Genomic DNA, 20,687 nt, shown 5'->3' on the forward strand with positions numbered 1-20,687 from the left:
GTGCAGAGATTCAATAGTTTCATAGTGCAAATATAAACAGGGACAGCGACCGGTTTTCAATAGCTCAGAAGCGCTGAAGAATAAAGTATCACCTAAACATCTTCAAAAAATCTGAAACCTTCATGATTTTTATTGATTTATATCCGCGCATATCGTAAATGTCCGGGGTCAGGTCGTGATTCTTGATATTTCATTATTTACTAAAAACTCGGCTTGCCGATGCTTGCTGAAGCACCGGGAAAAGTATCAGAGTGTCAAAGGGTCAGAGCAGAATAGCAGAAGGCAAACGGTTATCCTACCTTTTCTGTCAGCCACTCCTTAATTAATGCATCTTCACTTTTATGGAGTCTTTTAGCCTTGCTCCTGATTTTCTTAAATAGCTCAGTATCAAGGCCGACATATTTCTTCTTTTTTAGGCTAAACTTAATATCTGTTACTTCTTTTACATCTCCTATTTCAAATAAGTCGTGCACATCAAAAAAATCGCTCGCCTCTGCTATGGTCATTGATTTCAATTCACTTTTTTTCATATCTCAATCTCTCCCTCCTGTGCATGTCCCTCGCAGTTATAATCAATGCTCTGTTATTGAGCTTCTTGATAAAAAATACTGAGAGATATCGTCCACTTTCTGTCCTGCCAAGGGCATTATATAAATCTTCCCCTTCAACGTCGCCGCTCTCTCGTTTGAAAATCCTGCATTTGCCTGATAAAACATCTTCCACCTCATGCGGCAATACATTATGCTTCCATGCAAGTTTTTCAACAATTGTGTCTAACCATATTATATCATCAATAATGAATGACAGAGCGAGACCTCCAATTGTTTATTTCTCTGTCCATATCCGTCTCAACTGCAACAACCTTAACCTTCTTTTTAGGAGCCCAGCCATGCTTATGGGGTTTGCACAATGCACAACCCTTTGATTTTTTATCCTTATAGACTTTGCCCATAATTAAATAATGCTTTTTTATAAATTTTCATCTTTATCTTATCCTTCACTAATCAAAAAAGGCAAGCGGGAACGCGCTTGGCGCGTTAGTGCAATAGTGCAGTCGCCTCGGGCGACTTTTCGCTAACGCTTCGAGAAGCGCAGAAGAATAAAGTATCACCTAAACATCTTTAAAAAATCTGAAACCTTTATGATTTATATTGATTTATATCCGCGCATATCGTAAATGTCCAGGGTCAGGTCTTGATTCTTGAAATAGAAGGACGACGAGAGTATAGATAGTGTGACTTAAAAATTGAAATGAAGAAATCTTACCCTCTCGTCAAATGCCTGTATTTGATGCGATGCAGCTGGTCTGCGGCTGCGCCGAGTCGCGCCTTTTTGTCCGCTTCGTATTCTGAATAATTCCCATCAAACCAGACTACTTTGCTGTCGCCTTCAAAGGCGAGGATGTGTGTAGCGATACGGTCGAGAAACCATCTGTCATGGCTGATGACAACTGCGCAGCCCGCAAAATATTCCAAAGCCTCTTCAAGCGCACGCATTGTATTCACATCCAGATCATTGGTAGGTTCATCAAGCAAAAGCACATTGGCTTCTTCCTTAAGCATACGCGCAAGATGCACGCGGTTTCTCTCTCCGCCTGACAGCATGGAAGCTTTTTTCTGCTGGTCACTGCCGGAGAAGTTGAAGCGCGCAACATAGGCGCGCGAGTTGACCTGCCTCTTGCCGAGCTGAACGACATCCAGCCCCTCGGAGATAATCTCCCATATGGTCTTCTTTGGGTCGAGGTCGTCACGGCTCTGATCCACGTATGCCAGCTTTACGGTTTCTCCGATTTTAAATGTGCCTGAATCAGGCTTTTCCTTCCCGGTTATCATACGGAAAAGGGTGGTCTTCCCCGCTCCGTTCGGCCCGATTATGCCGACAATTCCCCCGGGTGGAAGGGAGAAAGTCATGCCCTCCATAAGGATATTATCGCCGTATGCCTTGCTCACGTTATCAGCCTTAATGACGACATCGCCAAGGCGGGGACCCGGCGGGATATAGATTTCGAGATCCTTTGAACTTTTTTCAATATCCTGACTGAGAAGCCTCTCATAGGAAGTGATGCGAGCCCTGGCTTTTGCATGGCGTCCTTTGGGAGACATCCGTATCCACTCAAGCTCGCGCTGCAGCGTCTTCTGCCTTTCGCTTTCGGACTTCTCCTCTTGCTCCAGACGGTTCTTCTTCTGTTCCAGCCACGATGAGTAATTGCCTTTCCATGGAATCCCCTGTCCCCTGTCGAGTTCAAGAATCCATCCCGCAACATTATCAAGGAAATATCGGTCATGGGTCACCGCAATAATAGTGCCGGGATAACTTTGCAGATGATGCTCCAGCCACGCCACTGTCTCGGCGTCAAGGTGGTTGGTCGGTTCATCCAACAGCAGGATATCGGGCTTTTTCAAAAGGAGCCTGCAAAGCGCCACGCGCCGCCTTTCTCCTCCTGACAGCACTTTAACCGGCGTATCTCCATAAGGACAGCGCAGGGCCTCCATTGCCATCTCAAGACGCGAATCCATATCCCATGCATCCATTGCATCGAGTTTCTCCTGTACTTTTCCCTGACGTTCAATAAGCTTGCTCATCTCATCGTCGGACATAGGCTCTGCGAATTTCTCATTAATCAGGTTATATTCTTTGAGAGCATCAACTGTCTCCTGCACGCCTTCTTCCACTATCTCACGCACTGTCTTGCTGTTATCAAGTCGTGGCTCCTGCTCAAGGAAACCTATGGTGTGTCCGGGCGACAGGACTGTCTCGCCATTGAACTCTTTATCAACTCCTGCAAGGATGCGGAGAAGCGAGCTCTTCCCTGATCCGTTCAGGCCGAGGACGCCTATCTTGGCCCCGTAGAAATAGGAGAGATAGATATCTTTTAAAACCGTTTTGTTATCATAATGCCTGCTGACCCCGACCATGGAGTAAATTACCTTATTCGGCTCGCTGCTCATCTTCTTTCGTATCCTTTCATCAAGTCATCGCGGTTTGGAATTACGCGGTTTTGAAGTATAGCATAATCAGGGCAATGGAGAAATTTCCAGCGTATACCTGTTGCCTTTTCTAAATCGCTCAACTTAGGTTAGAATATCAATTATTAATTCATGGGAAAAGTAATCGCCATAGACGGCCCTTCGGGCGCGGGCAAGGGGACCATTGCCAAACTCCTTGCCGGAAAACTTGGATTCAGCTACCTTGACACAGGGGCGCTTTACAGGGCGGTTGCATTGGCCTTGAGGGGAAAAGGAATAAATCCTGAAGACAGCGATGATAAAATTGCAAGCGCTTTAAAGGGTATCGGCATTGCTTTCAAAGACGGGAAAGTATTTTTGAAAGAAAATTCTCAACTCTCAACTCTCAACTCTCAACTTCCTGATGGCAAAGATGTCTCAGAGGAGATACGCACTACTGAAATGGGACATTACTCTTCTGTATTTTCCGCAAGAAAGGTTGTAAGGGATTTTCTTCTTGATATTCAGAGAAGCGCCTCGCTTAATGCCGACCTTGTTGCAGAGGGAAGGGATATGACAACAGTTGTATTCCCTGACGCATGGAAAAAATTTTATCTTGACGCCTCCGTTGAAGAGCGGGCAAAAAGGCGCTATCTCCAGATAAAAGAAAAGGGAATCAACATAACCGAAGCAGAGGCAAAGAAAGACGTTGTTGAAAGAGACGCGAGGGATTCAGGCAGAGACCTTGCCCCGCTCAGGAAAACTGATGATGCCGTCCTCATTGATTCCTCACAGATGACAATAAACAAAGTCTTAGAAAATATCCTGAAAGTCGTAAGGACGAGCCCTTGACCTTAGCTTACCGGTTTACTGCAACTCTGTGCTTCGTACTTTTTAAGATCTTTTTCAGGTTTAAGATTGTAAATATCGAAAAAGTCCCTGAAAAAGGCGGTGTTATTGTCGTGTCAAACCACGTCAGCCATTTAGACCCTCTGGTGATAGGCGCTGCAATAAGGCACAGGCAGGCAACTTTCATGGCGAAAAGAGGGCTTTTTAAGATACCGCTTGTCGGCGCCTTTGTAAAAACATTCTCATTTCCTGTTGACAGAGATACTCCGCAGCCGTCTACGATAAAAGAAGCGGTAAGACGGTTAAAAAATGGCGAACTCATTGTTATGTTCCCTGAAGGCGGCAGAAGCAAAGACGGCAGTCTTCTTGATGCAAAGAGAGGAACGGGATTAATAGCAGCGCTTTCAGGGGCAAAAGTTATCCCTGCTTATATTGACGGCACGGACACGGCTCTTCCTGCCGGCGCTAAGTTCATAAGCCTCTCAAAGATTAGAATTATATTCGGCAACCCGATAGAAACAAAAGACAGAGAATCAGGCAGGGATTTTCAGGAAAGAATCGGTAATGATATAATGGAAGCAGTAAGAAATTTAAAATTAAAAGTGAAGAGTTAAAAGTTATGAAAATAATAGCAGCTAAGACAGCCGGATTCTGTTTCGGAGTAAAGAGAGCCGTTGACATGGCTTTTAAGACTGCAAAGAAAAAACAGAAAGGCATTTTCACTCTCGGGCCTATAATACATAATCCCCAGGTCATAGAAAAACTCAAACAAGAAGGGATTCTGCCGATTGAGGACATAACTACTCCCGGGATAAAAGATATTATAATCCGGACGCACGGTATTCCTTTACAGATTATGAACAGGATTTCCCAGGCAGGATTCAATATAATTGACGCAACCTGCCCTTTTGTGAAAAAAGCCCAGCATTATGCTAAACTGCTCAGAGAAGAAGGGTATCAGGTAATAATACTCGGAGACAGGGAACATCCGGAGGTGCAGGGCCTGATGAGCTATGCAGGAGATGATGCAATAGTTGTTGACAGTGAAAGCGCGCTTCCGAAAATAAAGCATAATGTCGGGATTGTTGTTCAGACTACCCAGCCGGTTGAAGCGCTTAAAAAGCTTTTCGGAAAGGTCATAGAGCAGGCAAAGAACGTAAAGGTATATAATACAATATGCAGTTCCACGGCGCTGCGGTTAAAAGAAACAGCGGCTATGGCTAAAAAGGTGGATATCATGCTTGTTGTAGGAGGCAAAAACAGCGCAAACACGACCCAGCTTGCTAAATTGTGCAAGTCGCTTTCTGTTCCGACTTATCATGTTGAGACAGCCGCCGAACTAATTCCCGGGTGGATGAACGGCGTAAAAAGCGTGGGCATAACAGCAGGGGCCTCAACGCCTGACTGGATAATTGAGGATATCATAAAGAAAGTAAAAGAAATAGGAGGATAAAAGGGTGATGGAAATCAAAAACAATGAGATGGAAAGACTTTATGCTGAGACTTTTCATCGCATTGAAGAAGGCTCAATATTAAAAGGAAAGGTTATAGCCGTAAAACAGGAAGGAGTCATAATTGACATAGGATATAAAGCCGACGGCTTTGTTCCGGCTGAAGAGTTTTCTCCTGAAGAGTTTTCAAACTTGCATGAGGGAACTGCTATTGAAGTGTACGTAGACACAATGAAGTATTCCAATGGCATGGTTAATCTGTCAAGGAAAGCGGCAAACAAGATAAAGGCATGGGATATTATTGAATCTGCTATGGGAAAAGGCGCCGCTCTTGAAGGCGTAATCTCAGGGAAAACAAAAGGCGGGCTTTCAGTAGATATACTCGGGGTCACTGCTTTCCTGCCGGGATCTCAGATAGATGTAAGGGTAGTCAGGGACATGGACAGCCTTATCAGCAAGAGAATGCTTTTTAAGGTGCTGAAACTGAATAACAAGCGGTCAAACGTCATAGTATCACACAGGGCTGTCATGGAAGAAGAAAGAGAGAAGAAAAAGACAGAGACGCTTGAAAAACTAAAGGAGGGAGTTCTCCTTACGGGCGCTGTAAAAAATATCACAGACTACGGAGTTTTCATTGATCTCGGCGGGCTCGACGGCCTCCTTCACATATCAGACATATCCTGGGGACGAATAACTCATCCGTCGGAATTCTTTGCGGTAGGAGACGAGATTGAAGTCCTTGTGCTCAAGTTCGATGAAGAACAAAAAAGAGTTACCCTCGGTTACAAGCAGAAAAAAACCGACCCTTGGAGCACCATAGACGAAAAATACCCTGCAGGCCAAAAAATAAAGGGGAATGTTGTGAACATAACGGAATACGGCGTATTTATAGAGCTTGAAAAGGGGCTTGAAGGGCTGGTCCACATATCAGAGATTGACTGGCTGCCGAAACCCAAACATCCGTCAAAATACCTTTCCATAGGAGAAACAGTAGAGGCAGTTATTCTGAAGGCTGATAAAAATGAGCGCCGTCTTTCATTAAGCATAAAGCAGCTTAAACCAAGCCCGTGGGAGCTTATTTCACAGCGGTACAGCGCCGGACAGCAGATAACAGGCAAGGTAAAAAGCATTACTGATTTCGGGGTATTTGTCGGCCTTCCGGAAGGCGTGGACGGGCTTGTGCATATATCTGATATCTCATGGACCAAGCACATCAAACATCCATCAGAGGTCATCAGAAAAGGACAGAAAATAGATGCTGTTGTTCTGAGCATAGAGCCTGAGAAGGAGAGAATAGCGTTAGGCATAAAACAACTCACACCTGACCCTTGGTTAACCGATATCCCGGCGAGATTCAAGCTCGGAGATGAAGTAAAAAGCAAGGTGCTGAGACTGACCGACTTTGGGATATTCGTGGAAATAGAAGACGAAGTTGAGGGGCTGATTTACACATCCGAGATAGTAAAAGCAGAAAAACCTCTAAAAGAGGGTGACATTGTGTGGACCAGGATAATAAAGATTGACCTTGAAGAGAGAAAAATAGGGCTCAGCATGAAGAATGTTAAAAGGGGGGGGGAATGAAAAAAGCCTGTCTCGTTATCACCGGGTTTCTGATACTGCTGATAGTGATAAGCGTGATATTTGCCGTATTTCAGAAGAATGTCCCCATGGGAGATAAGGTTGCTGTTGTGCGCATTGAGGGCCCGATAATGGATTCAAAAAGCGCTACCGATGAAATAAAGGGCTACCTTAAAGACCCGTCAATAAAAGCTCTTGTCTTGCGGGTGGACAGTCCCGGCGGGGCTGTTGCGCCGTCACAGGAAATATACGAAGAGGTTAAAAAAGCAACGCTGAAAAAGAAGGTCATTGTATCAATGGGCTCTGTTGCGGCATCAGGCGGCTATTACATCTCAGCGCCTGCTGACAGGATTATCGCAAATCCAGGAACCTTAACGGGTTCTATCGGCGTGATAATGGAGATCCCCAACATAGAGGGGCTTATGAATAAAATCGGCGTGAAAACAGAGGTAATCAAAAGCGGCAGGCACAAGGATATTGCATCTGCGTTCAGAAAAATGGAAAAAGAGGAAAGGCTGATACTGCAGAATGTGCTTGATGATGTGCACGAACAATTTATCAAGGCTGTATCCGAAGGCAGAAAGATTCCATTTGAGGAAGCTAAAAAACTTGCTGACGGCAGGATATTCACAGGCAAACAGGCACTGGAAGTGCGGCTCGTTGATGAACTCGGCACCCTTGAAGACGCTATAGCAGCAGCAGGCAGGCTTGCCGGCATAAAAGGAGAGCCGGAGGTAGTAACCAAAAAAGAGAGATTTTCCATAGTTGACATGCTCAGAGGCAAATTTCCCAAAGAACTCTCCGAACTATTTCCTACGGTAAAAATAAAATATATGCTGGCGCCATGAAAAAAGAGCTATTTATATATGACAAAAACAAGGAAACTCTTCAATTCCTGAGAGAGTTTTTTAGAGAGAATAATGAGTACTCCGCAATATTCATAAAAGATAAGCAAGCTCTCCTGAATAGACTCAACAAAAAGAAGCCTGATGTTCTTATCACAGGAAACCCTGATGAACTTAAAGGAATCAGCCGTTCAAAAATAGGCTGCCCTGTAATATCAATGCTATCCGGCGATATAAGTAAGGGCCTCCGTTCTGTTATGAAGCGCAAGATTGAGTGCTACCTCATCAGCCCTTTTCACAGAGAAGATTTTGAGTATAAACTTAAAACAACAATCAGCAAAAAAGACTTTTTTGAAACCATCCACGGAGAGAAAAGAGACCTTGAAACAATGCTTGAATTGATGCACCTTATTTCTTCAACGCTGGACCCTAAAGAAGTATTGTATTTTGTCGTAAGCAAGATAGCAGAAATCATAAATGTTACAAGATGTTCTATGATAAGCATTCCTCCCGAAGAAAGAAACCATGCTTATGTTATCTCAACATTTGAAGACCCTACGATAGTAAATCTGAAATTAGATCTAAAGAAATACCCTGAGATAAGAAAATCACTCCGCACCAAAAAGACAGTTGTTATAAGAGACGCATCAAAAGACCCATTGCTGAAAGAAGTCAGGAATATTATTGCGCCTCTCAATATCCGATCCATTGTTGTTATTCCCATAATCTTCAGGAATGAGGTTATCGGCACCTTATTCTTGAGAACTTCAAGGTCCAATCATACCTTTACGGAGAGGGAGATAAGGCTCTGCACGGCAATCGCAAACGCATCCACAAATTTCCTCTGTAACGCTTTTCTCCATGAGAAGATAGAAAACGAAAAATCACTTTTTGAAAAGCTTGCCATAACCGATTACCTGACAGGACTTCATAATGTCAGATACTTCTCTCACCGTCTGGCTGAAGAGTTCAGCCGCGCCCAGAGGTATAAATTCCATTTGAGCTGCCTTATGATTGATCTTGACTACTTCAAGAAAATAAACGATACCTACGGGCACAGAACCGGAGATGTTGTCCTTACCGAATTTGCACAACTGTTGAAAAAACATACAAGAAAAAGCGACGTGCTTGCAAGATATGGAGGCGAAGAGTTCATCGTGCTTCTCCCGCAGACGTCACCACAGGCGGCTGTTTTAAAAGCTGCGGTATTGGGAGACTTTATCAAAAAACACAAATTTCGCAGTATTCAAGGAAAGAGCAGCCTTACCGTCAGTATCGGCGTATCATCATATCCCACCCATACTATAAAGGACAAAGATGATATTATAACACTTGCAGACACAGCCCTTTACAAAGCAAAAGCCATGGGCAGAGATACGGTAGCTCTCTACAACAGCCGTATGTAATCCCCGCCCTTGATGGGAGGGGGCGAGGGGGAGGGTGAAAGAGGTATTCTCAGATGGATATAATAACTTCCCACATAAACGCTGATTTTGATTCCCTCGCTTCAATGGTCGCTGCAAAGAAACTCTACCCTGAGGCAGAGCTCGTCTTTGCAGGCTCTCAGGAAAAAAAACTCAGGGATTTCATAGAGGCATTTGAGCCTGTTGAGATCAAACGCATTAAAGACATTGCCCTGTCAAAGATTACCCGCCTGATTATTGTTGATACAAAGAATCCGCAGAGAATAGGACAGTTTGCAGAATTAATCTCCAAACCAGGAATAGTCATACATGTATACGACCATCACCCTTTTGCAAAAGGGGATATACAAGGCAGCGTCGAGGCTATTGAGGAAGTCGGCGCTACAGCGACTATATTTTCTGAGATATTGAAAGACAAAAAGCTGCACCCCTCGCCAATGGAGGCAACCATCCTGTGTCTCGGCATATATGAAGAGACAGGCTCGCTGCTGTTCCCATCCACGACAGAGCGGGACCTCCTTGCCGCCGCATATCTTATCAAACGCGGTGCTAATCTGAATATAGTCTCGAGTTTTCTCAGATTGGAAATGAGCCGTGAAGAACTTGACATCCTTAATGAACTGCTCCAGTCGGCAAAAGAAATAGTCAGCAGCGGGATAAGGATAAAAGTAGCAAAGGCTTCCAATGAGAGTTATCTTGGCGACGCTGCGCATCTCGCACACAGGATAATGGACATGGAAGACATTGATGCATTATTCGTACTCCTCAGGATGGAAGGGAAAATACTTATAGTGGCAAGAAGCCGTGCGCCTGAACTCAATGTCGCAGACGTAATGAGAGAGCTCAACGGCCGCGGCGGAGGCCATTCTACGGCAGCCGCGGCTACTGTAAAAGAGGAATCTCTTGAGATAGTTGAAGAGAGGCTGACGAGAGTTATACTTGCCAATGTAAAGCCGGGCAAGGTTGCATCGGATATTATGACAAGCCCTGTCGTAAGCATAAACTGGGACAGCACTGTAAAGGAAATAGAAACAATAATGATCAAATACGGCGTGAACGTTCTCCCTGTTATGAAGGACACAAAGTATACAGGCTTAATATCAAGGGAAATTGTTGAAAAAGCGCTTTTTCACGGATTTGGCAAAAGCAAAGCCATAGATTTCTGCACAACTGATGCGGCAACCGTCAGCCCTGACACATCTATCAGGCAAATAGAACAGATGATGATAGAACATAACCAAAGATTTATGCCAGTAATAGAGAAAGACATTATCGCCGGAGCAATAACAAGAACAGACCTTTTAAGAACCATCTATGAGGAATTTTTAAAACGGCGCAGGCTTGATAAATCAGATGCAAGAGAGACGCCATCCATAGGGAGAAACATAGCCGTACTTCTAAAAGAAAAATTTCCGGCTGAAATATACGCCATCCTCAAACTTGCAGGAGAGATTGCGGATCAGCTCGGGATTAACGCATATCTTGTCGGCGGTTCGGTAAGAGATTTGCTCAGGGGCGAGGAAAATCTTGACATTGACATTGTTGTTGAGGGAGACGGAATTGCCTTTGCAAAAACATTTGGCAGGAAACTGAATGCAAAGATAAGAACGCATGAGAGGTTCGGCACGGCAAAAATAATCACAGACAATCTGAAACTTGATGTGGCAACTGCAAGGACAGAGTATTATGAATCCCCGGCATCCCTTCCTACGGTGGAAACTTCCTCAATAAAAAAAGACCTTTACAGGAGGGATTTCACAATCAACACACTTGCCGTGAAACTTAACCTGAAGGACTTCGGACTTCTTATAGACTTCTTTGGAGGGCAGCGTGACCTGAGAGAGAAAATCATAAGGGTTATACACAATCTGAGTTTCATCGAGGATCCCACAAGGGCCTTCAGGGCCATAAGATTTTCAGAAAGATTCGGCTTTAAGCTCAGCAAACATACGGAAACCCTTATAAAGTCAACTCTCAAATTGGATCTCTTCAGCAGGCTTTCCGGAGCAAGGCTCTATGAGGAACTTCTGCTTGCATTCAACGAAACAGAACCTGTCAAGACTCTTAAAACACTTTCTGAATTCGGGCTGTTAAAGGTGATACATCCGGGCCTCTTATTCAATAATGAGCTCGAGTCAGCATTGCAATCCATGTTTGAGACTTTCGCATGGTTCAATCTGCTTTTCCTTGAGGAAAGTCCTGACAGAGGAGCGCTGTACCTGATGGCTCTGCTGTCCACTCTCAAAGAGGAAGAAAGGAACACTGCAATTGAAAGACTGGCGCCGCCGCCCAGGGTAAGAGAGCTGATAACAAAAGGCATAACACAGTCAAAGGATATGCTGAATAAACTTCCCTCAAACGATCCCGCCGGCCTATACCATCTTCTGAATGGCGTTAACCTTGAAATCCTTCTGTTCTCAATGGCTCAGAGCAAAAGCAAACAGAAACAGAAAGCAATATCTCAATACCTGATTGAATTAAGAAAAATAAAGCCGCTTCTGAAGGGTAAAGACCTGCAAAAGATAGGCATTAAGCCAGGCCCTGTTTACTCTAAACTTTTTTCAGAGCTGCTTGACGAAAAACTAAACGGCAGACTGAAAACCAAAGAAGATGAAGAAAGGTTTGTCACAGAGAAATATCTAATTTAAGACCCCTTAAAAACTGTCATTGCGAGCTGAAGGCGAAGCAATCTCAATTTTGCCGCTCGGGATAAACTCCGCAATCTCACTTTTATATAAATCAATATGTTAGAGATTGCCACGTCGCTACCGCTCCTCGCAATGACATTAGAATGTGTGGTTTTTCAGCACTCTCAAATTATTTTACTGCATCTTTAAGCGCTTTGCCTGATATAAATTTCGGCGCTCTTGCAGCCGGAATATTGATAACCTGCCCTGTTTTAGGATTACGCCCTTTTCTGGCTTTACGCTTCACGGTTGAGAATGCTCCGAAGCCGACAAGCGTAACCTTCTGTCCTTTTTTTAATGATAACTTTATTGCGTTTAAAGTTGAATCGAGCGCCTTTGAAGCATCTGCCTTGCTCAGCCCCGCACCCGAAGCTATCTTGTCAATAAGCTCCGCCTTTGTCATTAACTTCCCCCCTTTCTCTTAACTGGTTATGGCCATATGATGATTAATAACTGAATGCAGTAACACTATCAAGAAGAATATATTTTGTCAAGCCAAGAAATGCACCCAAATCCCGATATAGACTTGCTAACGTCTCGCCTTTTCTGTCATTGCGAGAACCCGAAGGGTTCGTGGTAATCTTTCTGCAAAAGCTTGAGATTGCTTCGTTTCGCTCGCAATGACAATTTCAATATCGGGATTTGGGATACAGTTCATTTTCTTTTGATTTCTACATATCCATCATCTTCTTTCTCAGTATCAATATCTCAAAAGCAATGGAAGCCAGTGAACCCAGTGTGTTGAGATAATTCACATTAGCATCAAGAACCGCATCGACCCCGTTGTCCGCATAAAGCAGAGCCACGGCCCTGTCTCTTATGCTTATCGGAATTGTGAGGCTGTCCTGCGGTGTTCCTGACAGTATTTTTATAAGCTCTTCATTGCCCGGGACATTGAGTACAGGGCCCCTGTAATAAGCCTTCTTCACAAGAACATCGTTAAATATTGCGGCCCCCTTTGAAGAAGATGCGTTGATATCAACTCCTTCAACTGTTAAGCCCTTAGCCTTCCACCCTGAAACACCATTGCCCTTCACTATAAACAGCGCCACTCTTTTTGCAGCCTTCTGTGCCTCACTTATGAGAATTCCTGCAAGCTCTTCTTTTTCGGCCACATTTGCAAACGCCTCTTTTATTTTCTTGAGTTCCTCTGAATCCGTGACAACAACCTGTTTTTCTTCCTCAATGCGGTCAAAAATGCTTATATATCTGAGGTCTCTTTTTATCCCGTAGTATTTCTCGAGCGCATAGAGAATCCTCAGTTCCGAGGCGGCATAAGGTATTATGTCATAGCCGCTGATAAACCTGAACTCATCCACCGCCTTCATATCCTTAGGATCCAGCATTGCCATATGCAGCCTGTTTTTATCTTTCTTAAACGGAATTGCTTTGTATTTTTCAGCCAGCTCCTTGCTTATTGCAGATATAGTCTCTTCATCTATATTCGTTAGTTGCGAAGGCTCAGCAACCGGAATCTTGAGATGGCGGCTAAGGAATTTTGCGAATTCGTCTTCTTTAAGAATGCCGAGTTCAACAATATTGGTCCCTATCCTGCCTCCGAAAATAACCTGTCTTTCAAGCGCAAGCCTCAGGTGCTCCTTTGTAATAAGTCCTTCTTTAACTAATACTTCGCCAAGTTTCATATACTTATTTTATACCATACTTTGACAGCCTGTGCCTGAACGAACGAAAAGAAAGGCTCAACAGCCTTGCCGCTTCTGTCTTATTTCCGCCTGTAATCTTCAGCGCATTCAAAAGATATTTTTTTTCAACATCTTCAATAATGCTGTCAAGGTCTACACCTTCCTTAGTGATATCCGACGTATATTCAGCGCCTTCCGAAAACATCAGTATCTCATGAGGCACATCCTCAACGGTTATCTCATCCCTATCCGTTAAAAGCGCTATTCTCTCTATGACATTTTCAAGCTCTCTTACGTTTCCTTTCCAAGGGTATTCCATGAAAAGCTTCATGACCTGGGGAGAGACCTTCCGCTCTGCAAATGAGAACTTTTTCAGAAAATGCTCCACAAGCATCGGAATGTCTTCTTTTCTCTCTCTCAAAGGGGGAATATGCAGGGGGACAACATTCAACCTGTAATATAAATCCTCTCTGAATCTGCCTGCGGAAATTTCTTCTTTAATGTCCTGATTTGTAGCGGATATTATTCTCACGTCCACCTTTATATCAGCAGTGCCGCCTACCCTCCTGAACGTACTGTTCTCAAGCACTCTCAGGAGTTTCGCCTGAAGGTTAATTGACATCTCGCATATCTCGTCAAGAAAAACACTCCCGCCGTCAGCTATTTCAAAAAGGCCCTGTTTATTATATGCCGCGCCTGTGAATGCGCCTTTCATATGCCCGAAGAGTTCGCTCTCCAAAAGACCTTCAGGAAATGCAGCGCAGTTTATATCAATAAACTTTTTCCCTTTTCTTGGGCTGAGGTTATGAACAGCTGTCGCAACTAATTCCTTGCCTGTGCCGCTTTCACCTGTTATTATGACATTGGAATTGCTCTGCGCAATCCTCGGTATGATGTTAAGCAGTTCCTGCATCTTAGGGTTCTTCCAGAAAATATTGCCGAATTCGTATGTTGTCTTTATCTTTTCGCGGAGTATCGAAACCTCTTCGCTCAGCTTGCGCTTTTCAAGCGCTTTTTTTACTACAAGCCTTATTTCATCTATCTTGAACGGCTTGTGTATATAATCATAAGCGCCAAGCTGCATGGCCTCTACCGCAGATTCTGTTGTGCCGAATGCCGTTATCATGATTACAAGGGTATCAGGAGAAGTCTCACGCACTTTTTTGAGTATTTCAAAGCCGTTAACCTTCGGCATGTTGATGTCTGTGATTACCATGTCAAATATGTCTTTATTGAGAAGGCTTATGCCGTCAATGCCGCCTGCCGCAAGAGTAACATCGTAACCCTCCCCTTCAAGGAGGATTCCAAGCACCTCCCGCATGCTTTTTTCATCTTCTACAATCAGAATTTTACCTTTATTAAGATTTTCCATTGCCGTCAGGTATTATAACTTTAAAGGCCGTGCCCTCGCCGGGATTACTGATAACATCTATCTTCCCTTTATGCTCTTCAATGATTCTGTATGCAATAGCCAGTCCGAGGCCAGTGCCCTCATCTTTCGTAGTAAAAAAAGGATAAAATATTTTTTCAAGATTTTTCTGAGAGACACCGATGCCTGTATCTTTAAAAACAACCTCAAAAGAATTGCCCGACCGCTTTGCGCTGACAGAAAGTTCTCCTCCGTCAGGCATTGCCTCTATGGCGTTCATCCCAAGATTCAAGAAGACCTGATGCATTTTCTGATGGTCGGCATTAACAAAAAGCGGCATGTCGAAATCCTTTATAATAGAAATATCCTTCCTTGCGGATGCTGTATTTTTTAGCAATTCAAGCGTGTCATCAAGCACAAGATTGAGGTCAAAAGCGCTGAACTCGGCAGCCCTCGGGGTTGAATACATAAGAAAATCTGTGATTATCTCATTCAGCCTCTCCATCTCTTTCAATGCTATTTCTGTCAGCCTTTCTTTTTGTTCCTTTGCCGCCCTGTCCTCTCTCAGCATTTCTATCGCTCCTTTAAGAGAGGCTAACGGATTTCTTATCTCATGCGCTATATTCGCAGAAAGTTCGCCTATGGCAGCCCATTTTTCCTTATGCTTTATATCCATCTCCATTTTTTTAAGCATGGTGATGTCATGAAATATACCGGTAAAACCTGTTCTTCTGCGGGTAACATCCATATGCGGCGAGATGGTCAGGTTAATAATCCTGCTGCCTTCCCTTGGATGACTTATCACACCCTCTATACGTTCTATTTCAAGCAATTGCTCCGAAAATGCTTTTATAACACCCTCCCCCTCGCCCCCTCCCATCAAGGGAGGGGGGGAAATTTGAAGGTCCTCCATCTCCTTGAAAGAGGGGTAATTCTTATATGCCCTCTCCCCTTGTGGGAGAGGGTTAGGGTGAGGGGGGATGGGGGGATTAATAAAAGGGAATATCGCAGTTATCTTTCGGCTCACCGCTGTTTCTCTCGGAATGCCCGTTATATCCTCTGCCGCTTTATTAAATATCAGAATACTGCCATCAATATCAGTTGTAAATATCCCGCTCGGAATGCTCTCAATAAGCTCTTTGTTGAAAAGCGAAAGCTCCTTCAGGTCAGAATCAGTCTGTTCAAGGGCTATCGTTGTCTTCTCAAGCCTTGAAGAGAGATAACCGCTCAGGAAGGCCATCATATAAAAAGCAGCTATGTGCACAAAAATATTGTAAAGAAAATCTTTTTCATTAAGCGCAGGGTCGTACTTTATCGGAAGGAGTTTATAATACTGAAGATCTATCATGACTCCATAGAGAATACTGCTGAATGTGGCAATAACATAACCTGCTTTCCTGTTAAGGACTGCGCTTGCTGATATTACTGCCAGAAGCATAATGAACGAAAACCAGCTTTCAATCCCGCCTGTAAGATATATAAGGACATTTACGGCCGCAACATCCATAAAAATCTGGAAGTATGCAAATGTAAAATACGTTTTTATCCTGTCAATGAGAAAAGAATAAATTATTGTCAGGGAATAGAGCGCTACTATAAGATTTGAAGTGGCGCGTGGATAAGGAAAACTCCTGTATCCGACCTGAAGCAAGAAAAACGAACCCAGAAGGAGTGTGATAAAAACAACCCTTATGGAAATAAGGGCTTTTACCTTTTTAAGCAGGATATCATTCATTCTACAAAGTTAATACAAACGCATTAAGTAAGGTGTCATTGCGAGGCGTAGCCGAAGCAATCTCTGCTTTGAGATTGCCACGCTCCCTTCGGTCGCTCGCAATGACAGTGTAACAACATTTATTGTGTTTGTATTAGAAGTTAAAAGTTAAAATTTTAAAATCCTCCACTCTTAACTTCTAACTTTTAACTCATAACTACTTTATTAGCGTAATGAGTTTAAATATCGGCAGATACATTGCAATTACTATAAAACCTACCGACCCACCGAGGAATACCATCAACATAGGCTCCATCATAGATGTCAGGGCGTTGACTGCCGCGTCAACCTCATCATCATAAAAATCAGCTATCTTATTGAGCATTGTATCCAGCGCGCCTGTTGTTTCACCTACAGAAATCATGTGGGTAACCATTGGAGGGAATACCTTGGCTTTGGTCAATGGATCAGCAAGGGTCTTTCCTCCTGTAACCTGCTTTCTTACCTCCATGATTGCATATTCAATCACCTTATTCCCTGAAGTCTTCGCTGTTATCTCAAGCCCATCCAGTATCGGCACCCCGCTGCTGACAAGCGTTCCGAGTGTCCGCGTAAACTTTGCCACGGCAACTTTATTCAAAAGAACCCCGAATATCGGCAGTTTCAATAGTATCTTGTCTGTTATATGCGTACCCTTTTCCGTGCGCCTGAACTGCTTTAGAGCAACAACAAACCCGACTATTGCGACTCCTGTCAGAAGGCCGCCTATTCCCGCCAGAAAATGACTCAGGCCGATAATCATCAGCGTGGGAAGCGGCAGTGTTCCGCCAAGCTGTGCAAACATCTTAGAAAATGTCGGGACCACAAATATCATTATGACCGCAATTACCAAAACAGCAACAGTTGTAACAACTATCGGATATACCATTGCGCCTTTAACCTTCTTCTTTAATTTCATTGCCTTTTCGATATACGCTGCAAGCCTGTTAAGGATTGTATCCAGGATACCGCCTGCCTCGCCTGCCGCCACCATATTTGCATACAGTTCTGAAAAGACCCTCGGATGTTTTTTCAACGCATCAGCATAAGTAGAACCGGCCTCAACACTCTCCTTAATCTCTCCCAGCACTCTGGAAAGTGTCTTATTTTCAACCTGAGTTGAAAGAATATCAAGCGCCTGCACAAGCGGAAGCCCTGCATCTATCATCGTAGAAAATTGCCTTGTAAATACAACTATGTCCTTGTCATTTACTTTACCCTCGCCAAAGCCGCCGAATAATTTCTTCCCGGCCTTTTTTTCAGTAATCAAAGTTGGTGTTATATTTCTTCTTCTGAGCTGAGCTGCAACTTCTTCTTTAGCAGCCGCAGTAATCTCGCCTGATTCTATAACGCCTCTTGTAGTCTTGCCTGACCACTGAAACACTGTTGCCATTTGTTACCCCCTTCCTTTTGCCGCAGTTCCCGGCACCCTCTGTATCATTGTTATTAACTCCTCTGGAACCGACGAACGCCCTATTGCATCCTCATAGGATAAAAGTCCCCTGGTGTAGAGATCAAATAAAGACTGATTCATCGTCTGCATTCCGAATCTCGCCTGTCCGGTCTGCATCATGGAATATATCTGATGCACCTTGTCTTCTCTTATCAGGTTTCTTATAGCGGGGTTTGGCACAAGCAGCTCCATTGCAAGAACCCTTCCCTGCCCGAATTTCCTGGCTATAAGCTGCTGCGCCAGTATCCCTTCCAGGACAAAGGACAACTGAGTTCTTATCTGTTCCTGCTGATGCGGCGGGAATACATCTATTACACGGTTTATCGTCTGGACAGCAGAATTTGTATGGAGTGTTGCAAGCGTTAAGTGCCCTGTCTCCGACACGGTAAGCGCTGCTTCTATTGTTTCAAGGTCACGCATCTCGCCTATCAGCACGACATTAGGGTCCTGTCTGAGAACATACTTCAATGCATTTTTGAAAGATGATGTATCAGCATTTACCTCTCTCTGGTTGACAAGACTTTTTTTGTGAGGGTGAAGATATTCTATCGGGTCTTCTACTGTTATTATATGATCCTGCCTCTCGGAATTTATCCTGTCAACCATACTGGCAAGAGTCGTAGACTTACCGCTTCCTGTCGGCCCGGTAACAAGAATCAGGCCGCGCGGCTTCTTGACAAGATCGTTAACAATTTCAGGCAGTCCTAACTCCTGAAAGGTCTTTATCTGAAAAGGAATGGTCCTGAACGCGCCGGCAACAGCTCCCCTCTGCATAAAGACATTCCCCCTGAATCTGCTCAGCCCCTTCACCCCGAATGACAGGTCCAGTTCATTGTTTTCTTCAAATTTATGTTTCTGGGCGTCTGTAAGAACGCTGTAGCAGAGCGCTTTTGTCTCGGCCGGGGCTAATTGCGGCTGATCCAGCAGGATGAGTTTCCCGTCAATCCTTAGACGCGGCGGGCTTCCTGTTGTTATGTGAAGATCAGACGCCCCTTTTTCTATCATTACCTTAAGCAAGTCATACAGTGTTGCCATCTATCCCTCCGCTCACTCTGTGAGAATTCAAAATTTAAAATCGTGAGATTTATCTTGAATCTTGAATTTTAAATTTTCTTCAATCTCCGAAAGTAACTCTTAACACTTCTTCGATTGTAGTGACGCCTTCTTTTACTTTTGTCAGCCCGCTCATCCTCAAAGTCTTCATGCCTCCTCTTACAGCAGCATTTTTAAGTTCAACCGCCGACGCCCCTTCCAGTATAAGTTTTCTTATCTCCTCATTGACAACCATTATTTCATAAAGCGCTATCCTGCCCTTGTAACCTGAATTGCTGCATACTGAGCACCCCTTGCCCCTGTAACACTTAACAGTCTTCGCATCTTCTTCCGAAAACCCCAGGCTTATAAGCGTCGGCAAAGGAATTTTCTCGTCCTCCTTCTCGCACTCCTTGCATATTTTTCTTGCCAATCTTTGAGCCATTATAAGTATAACAGATGATGACACTAAAAATGGCTCGATACCCATATTCATCAATCTGCTTACACTGCTCGGAGCATCGTTAGTATGCAGGGTGCTCAGAACAAGATGTCCTGTTAAGGCAGCCTTAACCGCTATTTCAGCGGTCTCAAAATCACGTATCTCGCCGACCAGTATAATATCAGGGCTCTGCCTTAAAAAAGAGCGCAGGGCAGATGCAAATGTGAGACCTATTTCCTCTTTCATCTGCACCTGATTTATCCCAAGGAAATTATATTCAATAGGGTCTTCGGCGGTCATTATGTTTATATTGGGTTTATTCAAATAATTTAATGCGGAATAGAGCGTCGTTGTCTTTCCGCTTCCCGTGGGCCCTGTAACCAGTATCATGCCGTAAGGTTTATTAAGACACTCCAGAAATCTCTGCAGCGACTCTTCTTCAAAGCCGAGCCTTGTAAGGTCTACCTGCAATGATGCTTTATCCAGGATTCTCATAACTGTCTTTTCTCCGAAAAGACAGGGGAGGATAGAAACACGGAAATCCACCTCCTTCTTCTTGCCCAGCCTGAGCTTAATCCTGCCGTCCTGCGGAAGCCGCCTCTCCGAGATATCAAGTTTAGCCATTATCTTCAGCCTTGAGACTACGGAGTTTTTAATCCTCAGAGGCAGATTCATTGCCAGGGCCAGAACGCCGTCAACCCTGTATCTAACTCTCACAGAGTTCTCGTAAGGCTCTATATGAATATCGCTTGCGCCTATTTTTATTGCGTTTATAAGAATACCACTCACAAGTTTTACAATCGGCTCTTCAATCTCACCTCTTGCGCCCAGCATATCATCTTCAGTGACATGCTCAACGTCATCAAGCGCATCACCGACAATCCTGTCGAATTCATCAACATCAACCGTAGGACCTTCACCAAAAGCTCCCGCCTCTTCTTCTCCTGTAATGTCAGTATCTGACAGGGTATAATCTTTCGCCTCAAACTTCATCGCCTTTTGTGCCGCCTGCGACTGAGGCTGGGCAGGCACAACCCCGGCAACTTTGCCTCCGTAAGAAGTTGTTATGGCATTTATCAGCGCAGATTCCGTTGCTATAACAACTTCAACGTTATACCCGGTCATAAACTTTATGTCATCCACCGCAAACACATTTGAGGGGTCTGCCATCGCTACCGTCAATGTCGCGCCTATCCTCGTAAGAGGCATTATCATA

The 20,687-nt window shown here is 44.1% G+C and carries 17 protein-coding genes; 7 read left to right on the forward strand and 10 right to left on the reverse strand.

Going from position 1 to position 20,687, the window contains the following annotated elements; genetic code table 11:
* Window positions 1-290: 290 nt before the first annotated feature.
* The 3 genes from HY035_04855 to ettA all read right to left on the reverse strand — a co-directional run bounded on the left by HY035_04855 (window position 291) and on the right by ettA (window position 2,948).
* Window positions 291-530, reverse strand: a complete 240-nt coding sequence (locus tag HY035_04855) for a hypothetical protein (protein MBI3377719.1) — start codon at window positions 528-530, stop codon at window positions 291-293.
* Entirely contained in the window at window positions 517-807 is a 291-nt protein-coding gene (locus HY035_04860) for a BrnT family toxin (protein MBI3377720.1), read from the reverse strand. Before HY035_04860 ends, HY035_04855 begins: the two co-directional genes overlap by 14 nt.
* A gap of 455 nt (window positions 808-1,262) precedes the next feature.
* On the reverse strand, window positions 1,263-2,948 hold the full coding sequence (ettA, locus tag HY035_04865; GenBank protein MBI3377721.1) for an energy-dependent translational throttle protein EttA: 1,686 nt from the start codon (window positions 2,946-2,948) through the stop codon (window positions 1,263-1,265).
* Between the two features lie 150 nt (window positions 2,949-3,098).
* Here ettA and HY035_04870 point away from each other — a divergent pair, with 150 nt between their 5' ends.
* The 7 genes from HY035_04870 to HY035_04900 are packed head-to-tail and all read left to right on the forward strand — an operon-like array spanning window position 3,099 to window position 11,740.
* Window positions 3,099-3,797 carry a (d)CMP kinase gene (locus tag HY035_04870; GenBank protein MBI3377722.1) on the forward strand — a complete coding sequence of 233 codons (699 nt, stop codon included), beginning with the start codon at window positions 3,099-3,101 and terminating at the stop codon, window positions 3,795-3,797.
* Window positions 3,794-4,408, forward strand: a complete 615-nt coding sequence (locus HY035_04875; protein ID MBI3377723.1) for a 1-acyl-sn-glycerol-3-phosphate acyltransferase — start codon at window positions 3,794-3,796, stop codon at window positions 4,406-4,408. The genes HY035_04870 and HY035_04875 overlap by 4 nt, the downstream gene beginning before the upstream one ends.
* Before the next feature lie 5 nt (window positions 4,409-4,413).
* Entirely contained in the window at window positions 4,414-5,247 is an 834-nt protein-coding gene (ispH, locus tag HY035_04880; GenBank protein ID MBI3377724.1) for a 4-hydroxy-3-methylbut-2-enyl diphosphate reductase, read from the forward strand.
* 7 nt (window positions 5,248-5,254) lie between these two features.
* Complete coding sequence (locus HY035_04885) at window positions 5,255-6,826, forward strand: 30S ribosomal protein S1 (GenBank protein ID MBI3377725.1); 1,572 nt, start codon at window positions 5,255-5,257, stop codon at window positions 6,824-6,826.
* Window positions 6,823-7,671 (forward strand): signal peptide peptidase SppA, encoded by an 849-nt coding sequence (sppA, locus tag HY035_04890; GenBank protein ID MBI3377726.1) that lies wholly within the window; start codon window positions 6,823-6,825, stop codon window positions 7,669-7,671. Before HY035_04885 ends, sppA begins: the two co-directional genes overlap by 4 nt.
* Window positions 7,668-9,074 carry a sensor domain-containing diguanylate cyclase gene (locus HY035_04895; protein MBI3377727.1) on the forward strand — a complete coding sequence of 469 codons (1,407 nt, stop codon included), beginning with the start codon at window positions 7,668-7,670 and terminating at the stop codon, window positions 9,072-9,074. Before sppA ends, HY035_04895 begins: the two co-directional genes overlap by 4 nt.
* Window positions 9,075-9,127: 53 nt before the next feature.
* Window positions 9,128-11,740 carry a CBS domain-containing protein gene (locus tag HY035_04900; protein MBI3377728.1) on the forward strand — a complete coding sequence of 871 codons (2,613 nt, stop codon included), beginning with the start codon at window positions 9,128-9,130 and terminating at the stop codon, window positions 11,738-11,740.
* Between the two features lie 169 nt (window positions 11,741-11,909).
* On the opposite strand, the gene HY035_04905 is transcribed toward HY035_04900, so the two are convergent.
* The 7 genes from HY035_04905 to pilB all read right to left on the reverse strand — a co-directional run.
* Window positions 11,910-12,182, reverse strand: a complete 273-nt coding sequence (locus tag HY035_04905) for an HU family DNA-binding protein (GenBank protein MBI3377729.1) — start codon at window positions 12,180-12,182, stop codon at window positions 11,910-11,912.
* A 268-nt stretch (window positions 12,183-12,450) separates the two neighbouring features.
* Window positions 12,451-13,422 carry a hypothetical protein gene (locus tag HY035_04910; GenBank protein ID MBI3377730.1) on the reverse strand — a complete coding sequence of 324 codons (972 nt, stop codon included), beginning with the start codon at window positions 13,420-13,422 and terminating at the stop codon, window positions 12,451-12,453.
* Window positions 13,423-13,426: 4 nt separating this feature from the next.
* On the reverse strand, window positions 13,427-14,794 hold the full coding sequence (locus HY035_04915; protein MBI3377731.1) for a sigma-54-dependent Fis family transcriptional regulator: 1,368 nt from the start codon (window positions 14,792-14,794) through the stop codon (window positions 13,427-13,429).
* The gene (locus HY035_04920; protein ID MBI3377732.1) at window positions 14,781-16,526 is read right to left on the reverse strand and encodes a PAS domain-containing protein; all 1,746 of its coding nucleotides are present in this window, start codon (window positions 16,524-16,526) and stop codon (window positions 14,781-14,783) included. The genes HY035_04915 and HY035_04920 overlap by 14 nt, the downstream gene beginning before the upstream one ends.
* A gap of 196 nt (window positions 16,527-16,722) precedes the next feature.
* Window positions 16,723-17,937 carry a type II secretion system F family protein gene (locus HY035_04925; GenBank protein ID MBI3377733.1) on the reverse strand — a complete coding sequence of 405 codons (1,215 nt, stop codon included), beginning with the start codon at window positions 17,935-17,937 and terminating at the stop codon, window positions 16,723-16,725.
* Between the two features lie 3 nt (window positions 17,938-17,940).
* On the reverse strand, window positions 17,941-19,032 hold the full coding sequence (locus HY035_04930) for a type IV pilus twitching motility protein PilT (GenBank protein MBI3377734.1): 1,092 nt from the start codon (window positions 19,030-19,032) through the stop codon (window positions 17,941-17,943).
* 79 nt (window positions 19,033-19,111) lie between these two features.
* The coding region (gene pilB / locus HY035_04935; GenBank protein ID MBI3377735.1) for a type IV-A pilus assembly ATPase PilB at window positions 19,112-20,687 on the reverse strand (1,576 nt) is incomplete at its 5' end.

It is taken from the genome of Nitrospirota bacterium (assembly GCA_016195565.1).
Taxonomy (GTDB): Bacteria; Nitrospirota; Thermodesulfovibrionia; order Thermodesulfovibrionales; family UBA1546; genus UBA1546.